At 47.1% G+C, this 18,526-nt stretch carries 5 protein-coding genes and 11 pseudogenes; 7 read left to right on the top strand and 9 right to left on the bottom strand.

The genetic code is table 11. The features are described 5' to 3' along the window. Positions 1 to 974 precede the first annotated feature (974 nt). Together GM30_RS27795 and GM30_RS23585 are read left to right on the top strand one after the other, a co-directional pair. Positions 975 to 1,211, top strand: a pseudogene (locus tag GM30_RS27795) (transposase); the annotation flags it as partial. Continuing rightward, positions 1,145 to 1,462: pseudogene (locus GM30_RS23585) on the top strand (transposase); the annotation flags it as partial. The pseudogenes GM30_RS27795 and GM30_RS23585, both read left to right, overlap by 67 nt. A 45-nt stretch (positions 1,463 to 1,507) precedes the next feature. On the opposite strand, the pseudogene GM30_RS25330 reads toward GM30_RS23585, so the two are convergent. Next, positions 1,508 to 2,617, bottom strand: a pseudogene (locus GM30_RS25330) (IS3 family transposase). A gap of 296 nt (positions 2,618 to 2,913) precedes the next feature. Between GM30_RS25330 and GM30_RS01935 the strand changes: the two are divergent. Then, positions 2,914 to 3,423 (top strand): annotated as a pseudogene (locus GM30_RS01935) (multicopper oxidase domain-containing protein); the annotation flags it as partial. Between the two features lie 598 nt (positions 3,424 to 4,021). On the opposite strand, the pseudogene GM30_RS25325 reads toward GM30_RS01935, so the two are convergent. From GM30_RS25325 to GM30_RS01890, 6 genes and pseudogenes are all read right to left on the bottom strand, one after another. Further along, a pseudogene (locus tag GM30_RS25325) lies at positions 4,022 to 5,156 on the bottom strand (IS3 family transposase). A 744-nt stretch (positions 5,157 to 5,900) separates the two neighbouring features. Continuing rightward, positions 5,901 to 7,196 (bottom strand): annotated as a pseudogene (tnpC, locus tag GM30_RS27520) (IS66 family transposase); the annotation flags it as partial. Positions 7,197 to 7,239: 43 nt separating this feature from the next. Beyond that, the gene (locus GM30_RS01900; protein ID WP_049847267.1) at positions 7,240 to 7,683 is read right to left on the bottom strand and encodes a GNAT family N-acetyltransferase; all 444 of its coding nucleotides are present in this window, start codon (positions 7,681 to 7,683) and stop codon (positions 7,240 to 7,242) included. Positions 7,684 to 7,996: 313 nt separating this feature from the next. After that, a pseudogene (locus GM30_RS23565) lies at positions 7,997 to 8,161 on the bottom strand (transposase); the annotation flags it as partial. Between the two features lie 602 nt (positions 8,162 to 8,763). Then, positions 8,764 to 10,059: a voltage-gated ClC-type chloride channel ClcB gene (gene clcB, locus GM30_RS01895; RefSeq protein WP_049847266.1), complete on the bottom strand. Its 1,296-nt coding sequence runs from the start codon at positions 10,057 to 10,059 to the stop codon at positions 8,764 to 8,766. Between the two features lie 898 nt (positions 10,060 to 10,957). Then, entirely contained in the window at positions 10,958 to 11,605 is a 648-nt protein-coding gene (locus GM30_RS01890) for a DUF2913 family protein (protein WP_049847272.1), read from the bottom strand. 99 nt (positions 11,606 to 11,704) lie between these two features. Between GM30_RS01890 and GM30_RS26920 the strand changes: the two are divergent. Next, positions 11,705 to 12,290 (top strand): annotated as a pseudogene (locus GM30_RS26920) (IS66 family transposase); the annotation flags it as partial. A 308-nt stretch (positions 12,291 to 12,598) separates the two neighbouring features. On the opposite strand, the pseudogene GM30_RS23555 reads toward GM30_RS26920, so the two are convergent. Then, positions 12,599 to 13,627, bottom strand: a pseudogene (locus tag GM30_RS23555) (IS110 family RNA-guided transposase). Between the two features lie 78 nt (positions 13,628 to 13,705). Between GM30_RS23555 and GM30_RS01885 the strand changes: the two are divergent. The 3 genes and pseudogenes from GM30_RS01885 (at position 13,706) to GM30_RS01875 (ending at position 16,644) form a co-directional block, all read left to right on the top strand. After that, positions 13,706 to 14,293: an IS110 family RNA-guided transposase gene (locus tag GM30_RS01885; RefSeq protein ID WP_338011761.1), complete on the top strand. Its 588-nt coding sequence runs from the start codon at positions 13,706 to 13,708 to the stop codon at positions 14,291 to 14,293. Then, a pseudogene (locus GM30_RS25900) lies at positions 14,284 to 14,987 on the top strand (IS3 family transposase); the annotation flags it as partial. The gene GM30_RS01885 and the pseudogene GM30_RS25900, both read left to right, overlap by 10 nt. 37 nt (positions 14,988 to 15,024) lie before the next feature. Further along, entirely contained in the window at positions 15,025 to 16,644 is a 1,620-nt protein-coding gene (locus GM30_RS01875; RefSeq protein WP_072094001.1) for an ISL3 family transposase, read from the top strand. 108 nt (positions 16,645 to 16,752) lie between these two features. Here GM30_RS01875 and GM30_RS27790 read toward each other — a convergent pair. Then, positions 16,753 to 16,830, bottom strand: a pseudogene (locus GM30_RS27790) (hypothetical protein); the annotation flags it as partial. Positions 16,831 to 18,526 lie beyond the last annotated feature (1,696 nt).

Genomic DNA, 18,526 nt, shown 5'->3' with positions numbered 1-18,526 from the left:
TCAGGTGGCCTATTTTCCCGGCACTGTCAGCAGCGGGATAAAGACAGAAAACCAGCCACCAGAGAAAAGACAAAAGCACAATACTTACGGAAACCACACACTCCGGCACCATACGAAATACCACGAAACAATTACACACGCATTTTGTGCAATCAGATGTAATTTAAAAAAATGTCAATGAGGTCATTCGTCATCCCCCAAAGCAGTAATCACACATGTAAATTATTCATCTTTAATAATAATTATTTTATTATATTGTTTTCCCNNATCAAAATACAGTTCCGGTGACCACCGGGCATTCCTTAGCCCACAGCAAATGTCACCTGGCAACTATTCATAGTTTAATTTGTTTCATCAATTCATAAGTGATTTAATAAATGGAAAGAACTATTTTATTTATACGAGTTTTATGGTTATTATTTTATNNGAACGTTTAGGTTTGTATTCGCCAGAACACCCCCTGAACCTTCAAAACCGCCGTTACCATGAATGCTAACCTGACTTCTCTTTTCTGTTTTCTGGAAAGGGTTCAGTGTCTTTTCCTGCACTGAAATTATCCCCAATACACTACTCATTCGCCTTCAGCCTCTGACTTCCCGGCCACCATGCTGCCGTGGAAGCAATCGCAGCACTCCGCATATTCACGATACTTCCCTGCGACGTGTCAGAGAGCGTGAACGACTCAACTGGCATGGATATGCCTGTTCGCCGTCTGCGCTGTCCATTCTGCGGCATCATGACTGAAAAACTCTACTGGCAGCCTGAGCGTCAGTAATACACCACCACTCTGTCGGCGTGGATTGACTCACTCGTCCGGATTGCCGGCGACTGCTGCGGGAGGTTCGTGAGCCGCAACTACACAGTCTGAGTCGCCTGATGATGGATGAGTTTGCCCTGGTTAAAGGTACCGTTAGGCCGCAGTTGTGGCGGATGCCGATACGCAGCAGTTACTGTGAGGGGGGGAAGGACGTAGCAGAGCCGCCTTCCGACTCTTTTTTAGCTGGCTGGGGCCAGAGGGATGTACAGCCATCAAGTCCGTGGTCATGGATATGAACACTGCATTCGATCTGGAAGTCAGGGAGTACTACCCTCAGGCGCTGATGGTCTATGACCTGTTTCATGTGGTTGAAAGTTTGGACGTCAGGTCATTGACCGCGTCAGGGGTGATCAGTCAAATCAGCAACGCGATAATCCGAAGTTCTGGCAGGTGATCAAACGCAGTCGCTGGCTGTTGCTGCACATTCCGGAAAATCTGCCGGAAAGGTATGAGGTCAGGCTGTCAGAGTTACTGGAAGCTAATCAGCCGCTAAATACGGTCTATGTGATGAAAACTGCGCTGAAGCAGTTTGCTGAAAAAGTCAGGGAATATGTGAGCAGGATAATAGCCAGCGCGAGAAATTGGCTGAATACCAGCATACTGGAAGGGATGAACAATAAGATTATCAAAATACAGTTCCGGTGACCACCGGGCATTCCTTAGCCCACAGCAAATGTCACCTGGCAACTATTAGTTCCACGCACTTTTTGAGATTTCCGGGGTTTCAGCCATCAGCCGGTACTCTTCCGGTATCAGGTTATTCAGGGATTCGTAGGGACACTCGTCGTTATATTCAGCCAGCCAGCGCTCTGTAATTTCCCGTGCTTCATTCAGTGTTCTGAACAGATAAAAATCCAGTATTTCTGTTCTGTGTGTCCGGTTAAACCGTCCTATAAAGGCATTCTGTGTTGGTTTGCCGGGCCTGATAAATTCCAGTATCACACTATACTCTTCTGCCCATTGTACCAGCGTCAGCGAGACCAGCTCCGGACAGTGCTCCATCCACATCCTCAGCGGATATCTGCGGTTTGCCACGCTCCTGTCCAACACACTCACGCCCCACTACGCCGGAATATTCAGGTCAATTTGTATTGCGAGGGCTTCTCGGTTAAAGTCACCCACCACGTTGAAGATACGGAAACGCCTGTCGCAGACCAGCACATCATGCATAAAGTCTAACGACCTGCTCTGGTTAAGTTCCTCAGGCGTCACCAGTGGTACCGGGTTACGTACAGGCAAACGCTGCTTTCCCTTGTGGCGAAAATTCAGTTTTAGCAGGCAGTAAATCCGGTGAATACGCTTATGGTTCCAGCTGTTGCCCTGCCTGCACAGCACCTGAAAAAGCTTTTAAATCCGTATCGCAGATAGCGTTCAGCCACCACGGTCTGTAATATAATGACAGGTTCATCGCATCGCGTATCCGGCTGATAACAAAATACTGTCCGGCTCAGCGACAATGACCTGCATGTCTAACGTAAGCTCATGGCAAACTGCGCGGTCAGATAGCTGACCAGCTCACGTTTTGTCGCTGGTTTTAAAGCTTTTTTCAATAACGTCTTTCAGTGCCCGGCACTCGAGACTCAGGTCCGCAAACATCTGTTTCAGTTGGCAGTTTACATCCTCAAGGTCTTTCATCTTTTTGATATCGGAGGCTTCCATACCGCCGAACTTCGCTTTCCGGTTGTAGTAGGAGACCTCAGAGAACCCGGCCTCGCAGCAGACATCCTTGACGGTGTGTTCGGCTTCAATGGGCTTCAGTACGGCGATGATCTGGTGTTCGGTAAATCGGGCTTTGCGCATGGCGATCTCCTCCAGGAACATAATCAGTAAGCCGGAAGATTTCTAAAAGTAAATGGGCCAGTTTACCTGGATGCTTACACATTTGACTATTCCCAAATAAATAATCCGTTTAAATAGATAAAGCAACCATGCTCAGTACCCAGATGGAAGGCGAGAAATGATGCAGTGATATGCAGATCATTTTGATCAACTGATCAACAAGTAATAGTTAGTAGTTTCTACATTCTTCTGCTTGACCTTACCGTTAGAGGAAGGTTTAAGTTATCTAACCACCAGTAAACAATAGGAAATACAAAATGCATCGTAGGAACTTTATTAAACTTACCGCCGCCATCGGCGTCGCCAGCGTATTACCTGCATGGAGCCGGTTGGCGTTTGCCGCCGATCGCCCCGCGCTCCCTATCCCCGGGCTGTTAACCGCCGACGCCACCAATCGCATTGCGATCAACGTGCAGGCCGGTAAAACGCAGTTTGGCCCGCATTTAGCCACTACCTGGGGCTATAACGGCAATCTGCTGGGGCCTGCCCTGCAACTGCGCCAGGGAAAAGCGGTGACGGTGGATATCCACAATCAGCTCAGCGAAGAGACCACGCTGCACTGGCATGGGGTGGAAGTCCCGGGCGAGGTGGACGGCGGCCCGCAGGGGATTATCAAACCCGGCGAAACGCGCACGGTCTCTTTTACGCCGACACAGCGCGCGGCGACCTGCTGGCTCCATCCGCATCAGCACGGCAAAACCGGGCGTCAGGTGGCGATGGGGCTCGCCGGACTGGTGCTGATTGAAGACAATGAGTTGCGCAAGTTGTCAAAAAAAAAAAATGTCAATGAGGTCATTCGTCATTCCCCAAAGCAGTAATCACACATGTAAATTATTTATCTTTAATAAAAATTATTTTATCATATTGTTTTCCCTGAACATCCCCCAGATACTCCCTCCGACAAAACATAGGAATATATAAAACAAACGTAATATTATCACCTCGCAGGTCATCAATAAGATTTTTCCCTACAGCACAATTAATCAAAATACAGTTCTGGTGACCACCGGGCATTCCTTAGCCCACAGTAAATGTCACCTGGCAACTATTGATAGTTGAATTTGTTTCATCAATTCATAAGTGATTTAATAAATGGAAAGAATCATTTTATTTATACGAGTTTTATGGTTATTATTTTACAATAATAACATGTCAGGTAAGCAATAAACCCTGTTAATCCGGTGCCCCACACGGTGTGGGGCTTTTTTTTGGGGTTCATCGCAGTAAGCGTGAACCAATAGAAAACGGCAGTCAGAACGTTTAGGTTTGTATTCGCCAGCCCCCCAGAACCTTCAAAACCACCGTTACCATGAATGCTAACCTGACTTCTCTTTTCTGGAAAGGGTTTGAATTGCCACGGATAATCTAGACACTTCCGAGTCGTTGATAATATTGATTTTCATATTCCGTCGGTGGCATCTGATCGCTCGAACCATGCCAATGTTTACTGTTATAAAAACATTTTGATGTAATCAAAAATATCGCTGCGTGCTTCTTCCCGTGTTCCGTAGATCTTTTTCTTTATTCGTTCACGCTTCAGTAGCTGGAAAAAGCTTTCTGCAACTGCGTTGTCGTGACAGTTACCATGACGGCTCATACTGCCCTCCAGACTGTGTGATTTCAGGAACGACTGCTACTCATGGCTTGTGTACTGACTACCTTGGTCAGAATGAACCAGCACCTGTTTTTGGGGATTACGGCGTCACACGGCCATCAAAAGCGCATTCAGAACAATATCTTTTGTCATCCGGGGTTGCATTGACCAGCCGATAACTTTGCGCGAGAACAGGTCAACAACTACGGCCAGATATAGCCAGCCTTCGTGGGTTCGGATGTAAGTTATGTCCGTTACCCAACATTCATCCGGTGCTTCCGGGTTGAACTGTCGCTGGAGCCTGTTGGGTGTCACGATACTGGCTTCACCTTTATGCGCTCGTGGGCTTCGATACCCGACCTGAGCCTTTATCCCGCCGCCAGACCCGATTAATCCCACATTGTTGCCCGTTATCTCGCAGGTCGAGATGGATCTTGCGATATCCATAAACGCAACCGGACTCCAGCCAGAACTGTTTGATTTGTCCTGTCAGTCTGAGATCCGCCTGATGCCGTGGTGAATGCGGCTGCTGAAGCCTGGTGTAAAACCCACTCGGATGAACATTCAGCACCCGGCAGAGCAGACGAACAGGCCAACAACAGGAGTTGTCACGGATAAAGGCGTACCTCAGTCGGACAGCTTTGCGTAGTACGCCGCGGCTTTTTTTAATATGTCCCGTTTGTCAGTAACCCGCTTCAGCTCTTTCTGGGGTCGACGGATCTCGGCCTGAGCATCTGACTGCTCTTTGTTGGTGGAAGAGTCCGGCCCGTATTTCTTTATCCAGATATAAAGACTGTGGGTAGTGATATCGAGACGTGTTGCGACACTGGAAACAGAATGGACACGATCAACACCCTGTTTGACTGCTTCAATTTTAAACTCTTCAGGATAACGCTTACTGTTAATGTGCACCTCTCTTTAAGCCATTTTAAATGACTCTGAGGTGTCTGTTAAACCCATGGCAATTCAAGCGTCAACTGTAATTCCAGCACAATAAGTAAATACATGTATCTTAATGTATTTACTTATTGTGTATTCCTAGTTATCGCCACATGTCATTAAATGTTGATGGCTGCAGGCATGAGGGAAATAAAAAAAGGCCACCTAGTGGTGGCCGAGGGATTAACTAAAATGAATGTCGTTTCTCAGGAAAGAAACAGGGTACAACTGTGACATTTAGAAAATCAAGGTTGCAGATACAACAGAGTGTGGTGCCGGGTGCCTCCCGGTGAACAGAACACTGGTAATCTCTGTCCGCGTCGTTCCTCTGTCAGACTACCTAAACCAGTACGCTCCTCCGCACAGGGGAATTCACCACGATACTAATTTAAATATGCACAAACATACCGTCAACCTCAAAAAACACACAATAATTTAAAGTTTGCATAAAATATTTTAACAAAGTATCTGAATGTTTTATTTTTTTATATCTTCCTACTTTCTGCTGTTTACCGTTAACCTGGAATGAACATAAAGTTACTGGAGATCACCGCCTTTCTCCATCGCTATTCAGAGATGATCCAGAAGTTTCTAACACGAAAACGTGAAGTTGATTTAGTACCATTTGTGTGGTTGTAAAAATTTTGATTTATAACTGTTTTTCTTATGGTGTTATTTTTTGTAAGCGATCAGTGAATGCCATATTGACGGCTATTTACTGATGAGATCTACATTCCAGGGCAGGAGTCTGACCACTTTGTTGCTGTGCCATTCCGGCAATACGCTCAGGATATGACGAAGGTAGGCTTCCGGATCAATGCCATTAAGCCTGCATGTTCCAATAAGACCATACAATAGGGCTCCGCGCTCACCTCCGTGGTCGCAGCCGAAGAAGATAAAATTCTTTTTCCCAAGACAGACGGCACGAATGGATCGTTCGGCTGTGTTGTTATCAGGCTCTGCCAGACCATCATCACAGTAGTAACATAGGGCATCACACTGGTTAAGGGCATAAGCGAACGCTTCGCCAAGACGGGACTTTTTCGACAGTATCGCACTTTTTTCTACCAGCCATTCATGCAACGATACCAGTAGTGATTTGCTTTGCAATTACCTAGCTGCCAGCCGCTCAGTTGCCGGGAGGCCTTGTATTGCTTCTTCGATTGCATACAGTTCGCCAATACGTTTCAGGGATTCCTCTGCTGTGGTTGTTTAAGTGCTTATATAGACGTCGTGGATTTTTCGGTGCGCGTAGGCGCAGCATGTAGCTTCTGTTAACGGCCCTCTGTCACACGCTGCGCTGAACAACCTGTCGTACCCCGCTAAGGCATCGGCCTGCAGTACTCCATGATAATGGCGAAGATGTTGCTGAGGATGATTCCCCTGCCTGTCCGGCGAGAAGGCGAACCATGCCGCTGACGGGTCTGACGATCCCACGCTCCAGTCATCGCTTACATACGTCCAGATGCACCCGGTTTTCGTCTTCTTTCTGCCCGGCACAAGTACCGGCACTGGTGTATCATCCGTATGCAGTTTGTGGCTGTCCATCACGTAGTGGTAAAGGGCCTCAACCAGCGGTACCATTAACTAGCAACAGGCATCCACCCAGTTAGAGAGCAGTCAGATCCACGCCCTGACGCGCAAGGATTTCTGTCTGCCGGTATAACGGCATGTACTCACAGTATTTGGCCGTTAACATGCGGACCAGCAGACCCGGCCCGACGACACCTAGGTCGATGTGGCGTGATGGCGCAGAAGCTTCAACGGCGCAGTCACATCGGGTACTAGTCTTTTTCACCCTGACCATGCGGAGCACTTTCAGGGCGCTGGAGACCGGTTCCAGCTGTTCCTCGCTGACTTCACTGAGGTATTGTATATCACTGCCGCAGTCTGGGTAACAACTTTCCGCAGGCTCCAGACGATGGATCTCGCGCGGAAGATGTTCAAGGGGAGACGGGGCTGGCGAAGCTGGCGCGGAACCTGTGGATCGTTATCCCGACTGTTGTAACATTACTGATGGATCTCACAGAGCGGCAGTAGTTTTTTTACTTTATTTCATAAATTTATTGTAAACAAAGAAATCATTATCACGGACAAATCCGTTTTTTTCATACAGCGCTTGCGCCTGCATATTATCCGTTGCCGTGCTGAGCATAATAAATACCGAATCCGTTTCTTTCGCGAGTTGTTCAGCACGGTTGATCAGTGCCTGCGCAATGCCATGTTTACGTGCAGTTTCGTCGACAAACAGATCATACAGCAACCAGATGCGTTTCATTTCTAATGAGCAATACAGGGGATAAAGCTGTGTGAAGCCAACAGGCTGATTATCTATGTCTGCATAGAATATCGTGGATTCATTTAACTGCAAACGTTGTAGAATAAATGCTCTGGCTTGTGCTTCGTTTACCTCTACCTGATAAAAACGACGATAACCAAGGTAGAGCGGAATAATTTTATCGACATCTTTTGCCTGAGCCTGAAAAATAGTCATGTGGTACCTCGTCATTAATTGTAATACAAATGATGTCTCAGCCAAAGCCATACGCAGATTCGCAATCTGTAAAGGATAACTGACCACAGAAGCGGTTTTTCGTCGACTAAGGGTTAGTAATCACGCCTTTTATATCAACAAAATGTTACCAACTTACCCTTTGTATATCAAGAGGCTGGGAAAAAACATAATATACGGAGGTAATACAGAAGTACTAAAACATCAATTATCCGGACTTCAGCAACTAGTCTAAAAACTAGTATTAAGACTATCACTAACTTAAGTGATACCAACTGGCTGGAGATTCACGGTGCTAATCTAAGTCGACAGCTGCTGGAAGGCTGTGTGACATACGACTTTCATCCTGCCAGAGTCGCAGCCATTTGAAGATGACGTTATCATTGATACCGTTTTCGCGGGCAATCTGAGCAACACAGGCTTCGTGGCAGGAAACAAGTTCGACGATACGTAGCTTGAAGCCATTGGGATAATTATTACAGGGTTCTTTTCACCAAGATTGGGATTCCATACCTAGATGTCCGTCTGTACAGATAAACGTCTAAATTATCAGCACTGGCTCAATGGCTACATACGGCACCGGATTTACGCTTACTTGGAATAGACAGTATGCGATTCCGTTCGCGAGTTAGCTGCATTTTCCATGAACAGTGCACTATTTAAATTAGACGGAGCTCTAAGTTAGCAATCCCGGGACTAGAATCACAGGCGGCAGTGGCTTGACGCTTATGTATTGATGGCACACCGAGGTTGAATCTCTTGATGAAAGATGGCAGTGAGCATGGTCGTAATATGAGCTGTCGAACTGGCAAAGGTAGTGGGAATAAAAACAAAGCAGGCTCAAGTGTAGTGTCACTCTGTTCCTGTGTACATCAATATTTGGTTTGCTTTCAGTTTGCGAATTCAGACCGAGATATCTCCTGTATTGAAGTACCGGGCCAATTTAAGGTGATTTTTGTCCTGTGCCATCTCATAGCAGCCTGCATGGATGATTGTTAATTCCAAGTCGCCAGGGATAAGACGTTGAGAATCCCCCAAAGAATCCGAACTATTCTTGCGACTTTAGTCATTTCCGGCTGCATCATGGTGATAAATCGAATCCCGACATAACATACACGATAGTACTGAAGCCAGCACACAGGCAATCAATAACCCGGGCAGCAGCACATACTGCCCGGTCATCTCGCATATTATTAAGGTAGACATAATTGGCGCATGCGTCGTTGATGCGAGAAATGCCGCCATTCCTGTCAAACCAATCATAATAGCCATTCCCTGTGCGCTAACCAACCACAACCCGCTAAAGCTGGTAAACAAAATACCCATTGCTAGGCCAACAAACAGCGTTGGGGTAAATACGCCACCAGGTGCACCAGAACCACTGCTGACCAATACGGCCAATAGTTTACAGGCGAAGACAAGGATGATGACGCTAAATGGTGGTGGCGACAGTAAGTAGCTTTGCACCACACTATAACCGTTACCCCATACAGCTGGGGTAATTAGCGATAATACCCCAACAATCAGACCACCCAGTGCCAATTGCCACGGTGGAGACAATTTCAACTTAACAAAACAGTGGTGGCTATAACTCATCAACCAAATAAACAGCGGTCCGCACAGCCCGGCCAGCAGGCCAGTGGTAAGCATTAAACAATAGTGCATCACAGTTAAATTTGGCTGAAAAACCACATGGTACAATGGTGCTGTATTGCCATTAAGCAAATTTGTCAAAAACTGAGCACTCACCGCCGAGATAATTACAGGTCCGAGTGAGGCCAGCATCAGAGTTCCGAAGAGAATTTCAGCGACAAACAAACTACCTGCGAGCGGCGCATGATAGGCACTGGCCATCCCGGCTGCGACACCACAGGCGACCCATAGTTTCCATTCGGTCTGTGGTGTAAAACGACGAGTAAACAGCGAAGTGGCCAGAACGGCCAGCAAGATCATTGCCCCTTCACGACCAATGGCGCTACCAGTGACAACTACCAGTAGCGATGCCAGAGATTTTACGAGACTTGCTGGAGTATCAAAACAGCCATGTCTGGTATCCAGCGCCTCCATATAATCAGTTGCAGCATGCGGAGACACAACGCCGTAGCGCTGCCACAGCCACAATAATGTCCCCGCCGCTAGTCCACCCAGAGCTGGAGTAAGTAGACGGCGCCACCACGGTAGTAGCTGTGCCGCATTTACCAGACTATCACTATTGGTACCGAGAAATAACATTTCCAGTGCCACCATGGCGTGTCGGAACAGCGCGACCGCCAGTGCAGCTAGAATGCCAGTCAGGACAGCAAACAGCAGACGGCGAAACATTACCTGCACATCATGGTATGTATAAAGACGATACATTAATGGATTCAAAAATTAATGTTTATTGTAAAATTGAATAACTCAATAGCGTTTTCCTCCTGTATCAGGGAAAAACTAATTTGACCTGATATTGTACTTTATTATCGCTCTCAGTTTAAATCAGCAAGCATCTATACAGAGAGATTGCCTGACTGTTCTTCCTCCAATGCCAACTGAATTTTCACAATAAGTGAGTGTGTAAAGCGAATATTTTTTGTGGATATATTTTGAGTGTAAGGCTTTGTTGACATAGCCAAATCCGAATTTCTTATAGCAAGATTAGTTTAACTACATAAGCACACTATAAATTAATCTGTCTCAATTTGATGTGAGAGTTTTTTTCGACAACATCATTGAACCCAGAGATTCTGTTTGGTGATTTATATACCATTTTGTCTGTCCGATATATCAATTTTTTCTTCCTTTGTATCTATTCACAACTCAGAGGAGAAAAGATACAGATGGCAAACAGAACATTAACAACAGATTAATGAATTTTACAGGAAAAAACTTAATACAAGAGAATCCTCGGCAAACAGAATCCTAGTAATTTTTGGCTGCTTCTTACCACTCCAAAAAAAGCTCCTACCCCCTCCATACAGGGGTGTCATCACGGAGCTAATCTAAACGAATACAATAATATTGTCAACCATAAATTTAAAACTTAATTAAAATATTTTAAACCAGTTGTCTGCATGCATTACTTTTTTATATGTATTTTCGTCGCATAGTTACTCTATTAGTAATTTTACCTACCGCCCCTTTGATTTCGTAACAATAATATACAAGCCACCTGACATTATTCTTAGTTGCATAAATTAAACCACCAGAGCAGAGGAGATATACTCACATCTACACACAAACCATTCCCCTGAAGCCAGGTTAATGCTGTCCAGTATTATACTTCCCGGTAACTATCTTCCTCGCTCGGTGTCAGTGTAATCATTTGTCTACCCGATTGCAGTTTGTGAATAAAATAACACAATTCATAGGTACTCAGAACATCAGTGACATCCTGTACATTTCCATTTCCTGCAATCATAAAATCCACCGGTCCCTGTAATTTACCGTTGTCTGCAAAATGGTGTACCAGCGCTGATTTTCGTACCAGCAGCGCTGGTTTTCCGTCATATTCAGCCAGCAACTCTTCCTGCAACCACTCATCATCACTCACCGCTGCATTAATCCAACCCTGCATTTTTATATATTCAATGGCGCGCGTCAGCCTAAGCAGGTCAGTCTGTAAAGAAGGTTCATCACAACAAGACTGCCACAGATATTCCAGCCGAAATAAAAGCCCTGCAGAAGGGCCTTTCAGACGCCCCAGCCGAAGCAGAAGCTCTATATCTGGCGCCACAGAACGGGAAAAACGATGTTGCCTCTGAGCCGTGGCAAGCCAGCGTAATAAAAAAACATGAATGGACAGGGGCGAACATACCAAACCCTCCTGCTGCGCAAGGCGAAGTCCCACCAAAACACACCAAGCAAAATGCGCCCGGTCTGTGATTAATTGCTCAGGTGACAAAAGTGTATGTGTTTTTTTCATGGAGTCATAGGTATACACAGAAATTGGTTATTGTTGATCTTGAATGATATTACCATCCTCATCACTTCTTGCACCATCAGACTATTCCATACCCCGCTCATCCCGGTCCTGCTGCCCGCCAACAAAAAAACGAAGACCAAAAGCCTATGCCTTACGTTCAGACAACCACAACGCGGGTTCTTCGCTGGTATAGGTGGTGTGGTTCGTCTTCAGCCCCGATAGAAAAGACATCCACCGACAACCCCAACTTGCAGGGTTCTGTGGTATGTTACAGGCGGATGTGTATGCTGGGTTCAAAGAGTTCTACCGGGAAGGTCATATATATAAAAAAGGCCACCTGCTAGGCCCATGCCGCCGTAATATACATACCCCGTCAGCCTTGGCAGAAGAGGCGCTAGAATGGAGCTGAGAGCTGTACGCTATTGAGGCAAATGTAAGAGGAATGTCAGTAGAGTTGTGCCTTGCTGAAAGTGAGTGGAAAACGAAACCGTTGCAGAAATAACTGGAAGTCTGGCTGCGTGAAAAGGTGAAAACCATGTCGCGACACTCGGAACCGGGGAGAGCGATCACATATGCACTGAACCAGTGGCCTGTGCTGAAGTACTATGCAAACGATGGCAGGGTCGAAGAAGATAACAACATTGTTGAAAATGCCCTACAGATGGTCAGTCTGGGTCGCAAAAACTCTTATGACCTTTGTCAAGAATTTCGGCCGTACTTGCCCTGCACAGCCTTATTTTTCTGTGCTTTAAACAGTCGCTGGCGCCAGATCCCCTGAAGTGGCCGGGCTGTATCCTGAATTGAACAGACTCTTATTTGGGGATTGATTGCCCCACGAAGGTTTTCGTCGTGAGCTTGCCTCTTTCTGCCTGCTGGTATCGGATTGTTGCCGTCCGACCTATGTTCTTGACGAGGATCACTCATTCCGTGCCCGGCACTTCAGGGTTTAACGCTGTACTGTTAACCTGACTGTCGGGCTGTCAGGGCAATATATCACATGAATCCTGTCAGTTCCCTGGCGACAGCTGTTATAGCAATTTGTGACCGTTTACCTTTCTGTAAAAGCGTCTTGTAACGGGCGCATAATCGCTGTTGAGCTTTCCAAGCAATGTCTTTTGATTCTTGTGTGGCTTCAGTTGGTCGGTAGGTAATGAGCTAGCGTCCAACTTTTGCCGGAGAACGATACGCCCACGCAGCTTCGTACAATAACCTTCGTAGTTCACTGTCACTGGTTTTTGTTATGCCCCAGAAACGGATTTTATTACCACTGGAATATTCCCCCGGAATTAATCCTATATAGGCCATGATTTGTATCGGATTAGGGAAACGAGAGAAATCACCCAGTTCTGACACCAGTGAGATGGCAATCGTTTTGCCCACATCTTTCAGTGCCTGAAGCTGGCAGACCAGATTGTACAATGACCATTCGGGTAACAACCGATCAATTTCCTGATCCAACTGTGATATCCGGCTTTATATCTGTTCAAGGTTCTGGCAATAGTGCTGAAATGCAATCTGTTGCGATGGCAGAGAAAAAGTCTGATTGACCAGCCATATTCGGTGTTTGTAACTCCAGGGCTTCTTGTCATATTGCCGATCATTACGCAGTAATATGCTCTGTATCCGCTGTCTGGCGATTCGGCTATCTTGCTTTGAAGCAGCCCTGGCCCGAACTAGGTCACGCATAGCTTCGTGCGTCAGGTCAGGGATCCAGACTGGTGTTAATTCACCAGCACGTAATAATCATGCCAGGCCAACTGCATCACGGTGATCGTTTTGGATGCGGTCTGTGGGTGATTTTGGGATCCGTGATGGTGCAAAAACAATACACTCAATGTCCATAGCTGTTAGCTGGTGATAAATAATGTATCCACAGGGACCCGCTTCTTGACAAGCCATAATGGATGAATATTGCTTTTTTATCTTTAAAAATAAGTGATTAATGCTTTGCTGTTGATTTGGGATATTACCATAAAAGCAGATTTCTCCACCGCGCTCAGGACTGGCTATCGCGATAGCCAACGATTCTTTATTGTAGTGATGTGATGGACGCCCTTTCCTGAAGCAGGCAGTGCCATACTTTTACTGTCTGCATTTGCAATGGGAGTAAATCACATGAGCATGATCAAGGTTGTTGGTATTGATATCGCCAAATCTGTTTTTCAGGTATGCGTCTGGATGGTCGATGGCCCCGTCGCATGGTACAAAAAAATCTCTCGATCCAAATTGCTGAATACCATCCGACAATTCGAACCCGGAACTCTTGTTGCAATGGAGGCCTGCGCCACTTCACACTTCTGGGGGCGAACCATATCCTCCATGGGGTATTGCATCAGACTCATTCCCGCACAACACGTGAAAGCTTTCGTCCGCAGCCAGAAAAATGATGCCAATGATGCGCTGGCAATTTGCGAGACAGCGCTTCGCCCGGGTATCCACTTTGTTGCTGCAAAAACCACAGAACAGCAGGATATCAAGGCGCTTCGGAATACACGTCAACTGATGGTTGAGCAGAGAACGAAGCTGGTTGGCCAGCACCGTTCTCTGCTCGCTGAATATGGCGTTCCCCTGCCTGCCGGGATCCTGCTCCTCCAGCAACAGCTACCGGGGGTGATTGAAGATGCACCGAATGAGTTAACGTTTACTCTTCGGCGTTTACTTTATTCATTGCGGGAATATATCCTGTGACCACTCTCTGCCATGTGTTCGGGGTTCATCGCAGCAGCTACAAATATTGGAAAACCGCCCTGAAAAACCAGACGGCAGACGGGCTGTATTACGCAGTCAGGTGCTTGAGTTGCATGGCATCAGCCATGGCTCGGCCGGAGCATGAAGCATCGCCACAATGGCAACCCGGAGAGGCTACCAGATGGGGGGCTGGCTTGCTGGCAGGCTAATGAAAGAACTGGGGCTGGTCAGTTGTCAGCAGCCGGCTCATCGGTATAAACGTGGTGGCTATGAGTACGTCGCTATCCCAAATCACCTTGATCGGCAGTTCGCAGTGGCAGAGTCAAACCAGGTGTGGTGCGGTGATGTAACCTATATCTGGACAGGTAAGCGCTGGGCGTACCTCGCCGTTGTTCTCGACTTATTCGCAAGAAAACCAGTGGGCTGGGCAATGTCGTTCTCGCCGGACAGCAGACTCACCATGAAGGCGCTGGAAATGGTATGAGAAACGCGCAGTAAGCCCGTTGGAGTGATGTTCCACAGTGACCAGGGCAGTCATTATACGAGCAGGCAGTTCCGGCAGTTACTGTGGCGATACCGGATCAAACAGAGTATGAGTCGGCGTGGAAACTGCTGGGATAACAGTCCAATGGAACGTGTTACCAACGGAGCGAAAGTGGGTCTTCCGCAACTTGGGTGGAGAAATATTGGTGAAACTTTCTAGATAACAAGGATCTAAGCTGTTTTAGGTTATGGACAACGCAATGCCCTCACTTAAGACGCTTTTACAGCTACCTTGCGGATGGCAATACGGCCGCCAAGTTATTAGCCCTGAAGGTATAACCCTCCATCTCCGTAGCAAACGCAAAACAGCACTATGTCCTGAATGCCTTAAGCGCAGCCGTTCCGTTCATAGTTGTCGCCGGCGCCAGATACAGCATCTACCCTGCTCAGGCCAAGCGCTATGGCTGGTATTTGCTGTCCGCCACTGGTACTGCCGTAACCCAGCCTGTTCACGTAAAATTTTTGCCGAGTCGCTGGCTCCTTTCGCCGGTTACCGGCAGCAGTCTTCACAGGCGTTACAAAATTTGCAACGTCAGCTGGGATTAATCGCCGGAGGTGAGGCTGGAAGACGGGCGGCAACGGCTGCAGGCCTCCGGACCAGCGCAGATACTCTTCTTCGCCGGGTGATCAATACCCCGGAGACAAAACCTTTGGGCACGCCCCATATCGGTATTGACGAGTGGGCATGGCATCGGGGCCACCGTTACGGCACGTTAATAGTCAATCTTGATACTCACCGTCCCCTCGTCCTGCTTCCCGGCCGCGATCAGCGCACGCTGGCTGCCTGGTTCAGAAAATACCCGGAAATACAGGTGGTATCGCGCGATCGCGGCGGTATCTATGCCACAGCAGCACGTGAAGGTGCACCTCAGGCCAGACAGGTGGCAGATCGCTGGCACTTGCTGAAAAACATTGGCGATGCGCTCGAACGAATGATGTACAGATATATGCCTCTGATACGCTTGGTTGCCAGTGAGTTGTCACCGAAGAAATCACCTGAGCCAGAACCATCTGTGTCTGCACCATCGCTCCGTCGTCCGGAACGGCTTAAACAGCAGGCCCGAAATAAACGGCATCAGCGCTGGACGGAGGTGATGGCTCTGTATAACAAGGGATGTGGGTTCAGAGAAATATCCCGCATCACCGGCTTATCACGTGTGACAGTCAGTCGCTGGGTGCAGTCAGGTGCATTCCCTGAAATATCGACCCGTCCGCCAAAGCGAGGTCTTCTTGACCCATGGCGAGAGTGGCTGGAAGAGCAACGTGAAAGTGGTAATTATAATGCCAGCCGGATATGGCGGGAAATGGCGGCGAAGGGATTTACAGGCAGTGAAACCATCGTCAGGGACGCCGTTGCCAAATGGCGTAAAGGTTGGATCCCGCCGGTTACTGCCACCGCCCGACTTCCTTCCGCTTCCCGTGTAAGCCGCTGGCTGATGCCCTGGCGAATAATAAGGGGGGAGGAAAATTATGCCTCCCGCTTCATTAGTCTGATGTGTGAAAAAGAACCTCAGTTGAAAATAGCACAACAACTGGCACTCGAGTTCTACCGGATCCTGAAAACCAAAAACAAACCACAGCTAAGCAACTGGTTCACTCGTGTCAGCGAAAGTGGTTCAACAGAACTTCAGCGTGTCGCTGCGGGGATGGAAACCGATGCAGAGGCTATATGTGAAGCCATCACCAGTAGCTGGAGTAATGGTGTTGTCGAAGGCCATGTAAATCGTCTGAAGATGCTGAAACGGCAGATGTATGGCCGGGCCGGGTTCGAGCTGCTGAGGCAACGGGTGATGAGTCCTCTGGCATGAAAATCTCCACCCAAGTTGCGGAAGACCCACTTTCGCTCCGTTGGTAACACTACGCAACCGCCTTCTTACCCAGCTCAGCAGATTGCGCGTCAGAGACGGTAGTTCATTCAGGCTGTAGTAGTTCCGCCATCCCGTCAGAAATAACCTGAGTTCGCCGATGACCTGTCCCAGACAACGTCCCGTCATTTCCTTCAGACGGGATTTCGCCCTCTGGAGCGATGAGGTCCCGCGCTCTCCCTTTGCTGGCGCTGATGCTGTAATCCAGAAACTTATGCTCATTAACCTTCAGTTTCAGCCGCTTCTCCAGCCAGAGGGTAATGATATTCTTCACCGTTTACCTGCTCGTTCACTTATATCAGACTGCCCAATGTTGTAATACGAGGCAGCCGAAAAGATTTTGTCAGGCATGATTCTGACCATCCGACACCTCCTGTCTGAGGTGCTGTTTATATGAAGGGAATAAAAAAAGGCTGCCGGATGGCAGCCTGCGAATAGTCAATGTATACAACTTAGTTAACTAACAGCATTATCTCATAAGGATTGTGGTCCGGGTGCCTCCCGGTGAACAGAACACTGGCAACTTTTACCCGCGAGAAAAGCACAGTAGTCAACTGACTACCAGTACGCCCATCCGCTCAGAGGAATTCACCACAATTTCAGACTAAAAAAAGATAACTACAGTGTCAACGGTAATTCATGCACAATAAGTTAATGCATGTATCTTAATGTATTATTTATATGTATATTCCTAGCTGTCACCACATGTCATTAAATGTTGATGGCTGCAGACATGACATCAGGGGAGTAAAAAAAGGCCACCTGATTGTGGCCGAGGGTTTAACTAAAATGAATGTCGTTTACCAGCGCAACCGTATTGTATACAGAATGAGCCAGAGGGTAATGATATTCTTCACCGTTTACCTGCTCGTTCACTTATATCAGACTGCCCAATGTTGCAATACGAGGCAGCCGAAACGATTTTGTCAGGCATGATTCTGGCCATCCGACACCTCCTGTCTGAGGTGCTGTTTATATGAAGGGAATAAAAAAAAGGCTGCCGGATGGCAGCCTGCGAATAGTCGATGTATACAACTTAGTTAACTAACAGCATTATCTCATAAGGATTGTGATCCGGGTGCCTCCCGGTGAACAGAACACTGGCAACTTTTACCCGCGAGAAAAGCACAGTAGTCAACTGACTACCAGTACGCCCATCCGCTCAGAGGAATTCACCACGATTTCAGATTAAAAAAAGATAACTACAGCGTCAACGGTAATTCATGCACAATAAGTTAATGAGTTTATATGTGTATTCCTGGCTGTCGCCACATGTCATTAAATGTTGATGGCTGCAGACATGACATCAGAGGATGTAAAAAAAGGCCACCTGATGGTGGCCGAGGGTTTAACTAAAATGAATGTCGTTTCTCAGGAAATAAATAGGGTACAACTGTGACATAAATAAAATAAATGTGCTAACTTAACAAAAAGTGCGTGATGCCGGGTGCCTCCCGGTGAACAGAACACTGGTAACTTCTGTCCGCGTTGTTTCCCTGTCTGCCTACCGTAACCAGTACGCTCCTCCGCTCAGGGGAATTCACCACGAAATCAATTTAAATAAGTACAAACACACCGTCAACCTCAAAAAACATACAATAATTTAAATTTTGCATAATATGTTTTAATCAAGTATCTGCATGTATTATTTTTTTATGTTTTCCCACTTTCTGCAGTTTACCGTTAACCTGAAATGAACGTAAAGTTACTGTTGAACATCGCGTTTCACTATCGCTATTCCGGGATGATCGCCAGTAACCTTATCTGCTGTGTGTCCCGCTTTTACTCACGGCGTATGTGGTAAGCTGAGCACTCCATTAACAGG

This window comes from Trabulsiella odontotermitis (assembly GCF_001188485.1).
GTDB classification, from domain to species: Bacteria; Pseudomonadota; Gammaproteobacteria; order Enterobacterales; family Enterobacteriaceae; genus Trabulsiella; species Trabulsiella odontotermitis_A.
Note: the sequence above shows the minus strand (reverse complement) of the source record. Positions and strands in the feature narration are given on the sequence as shown.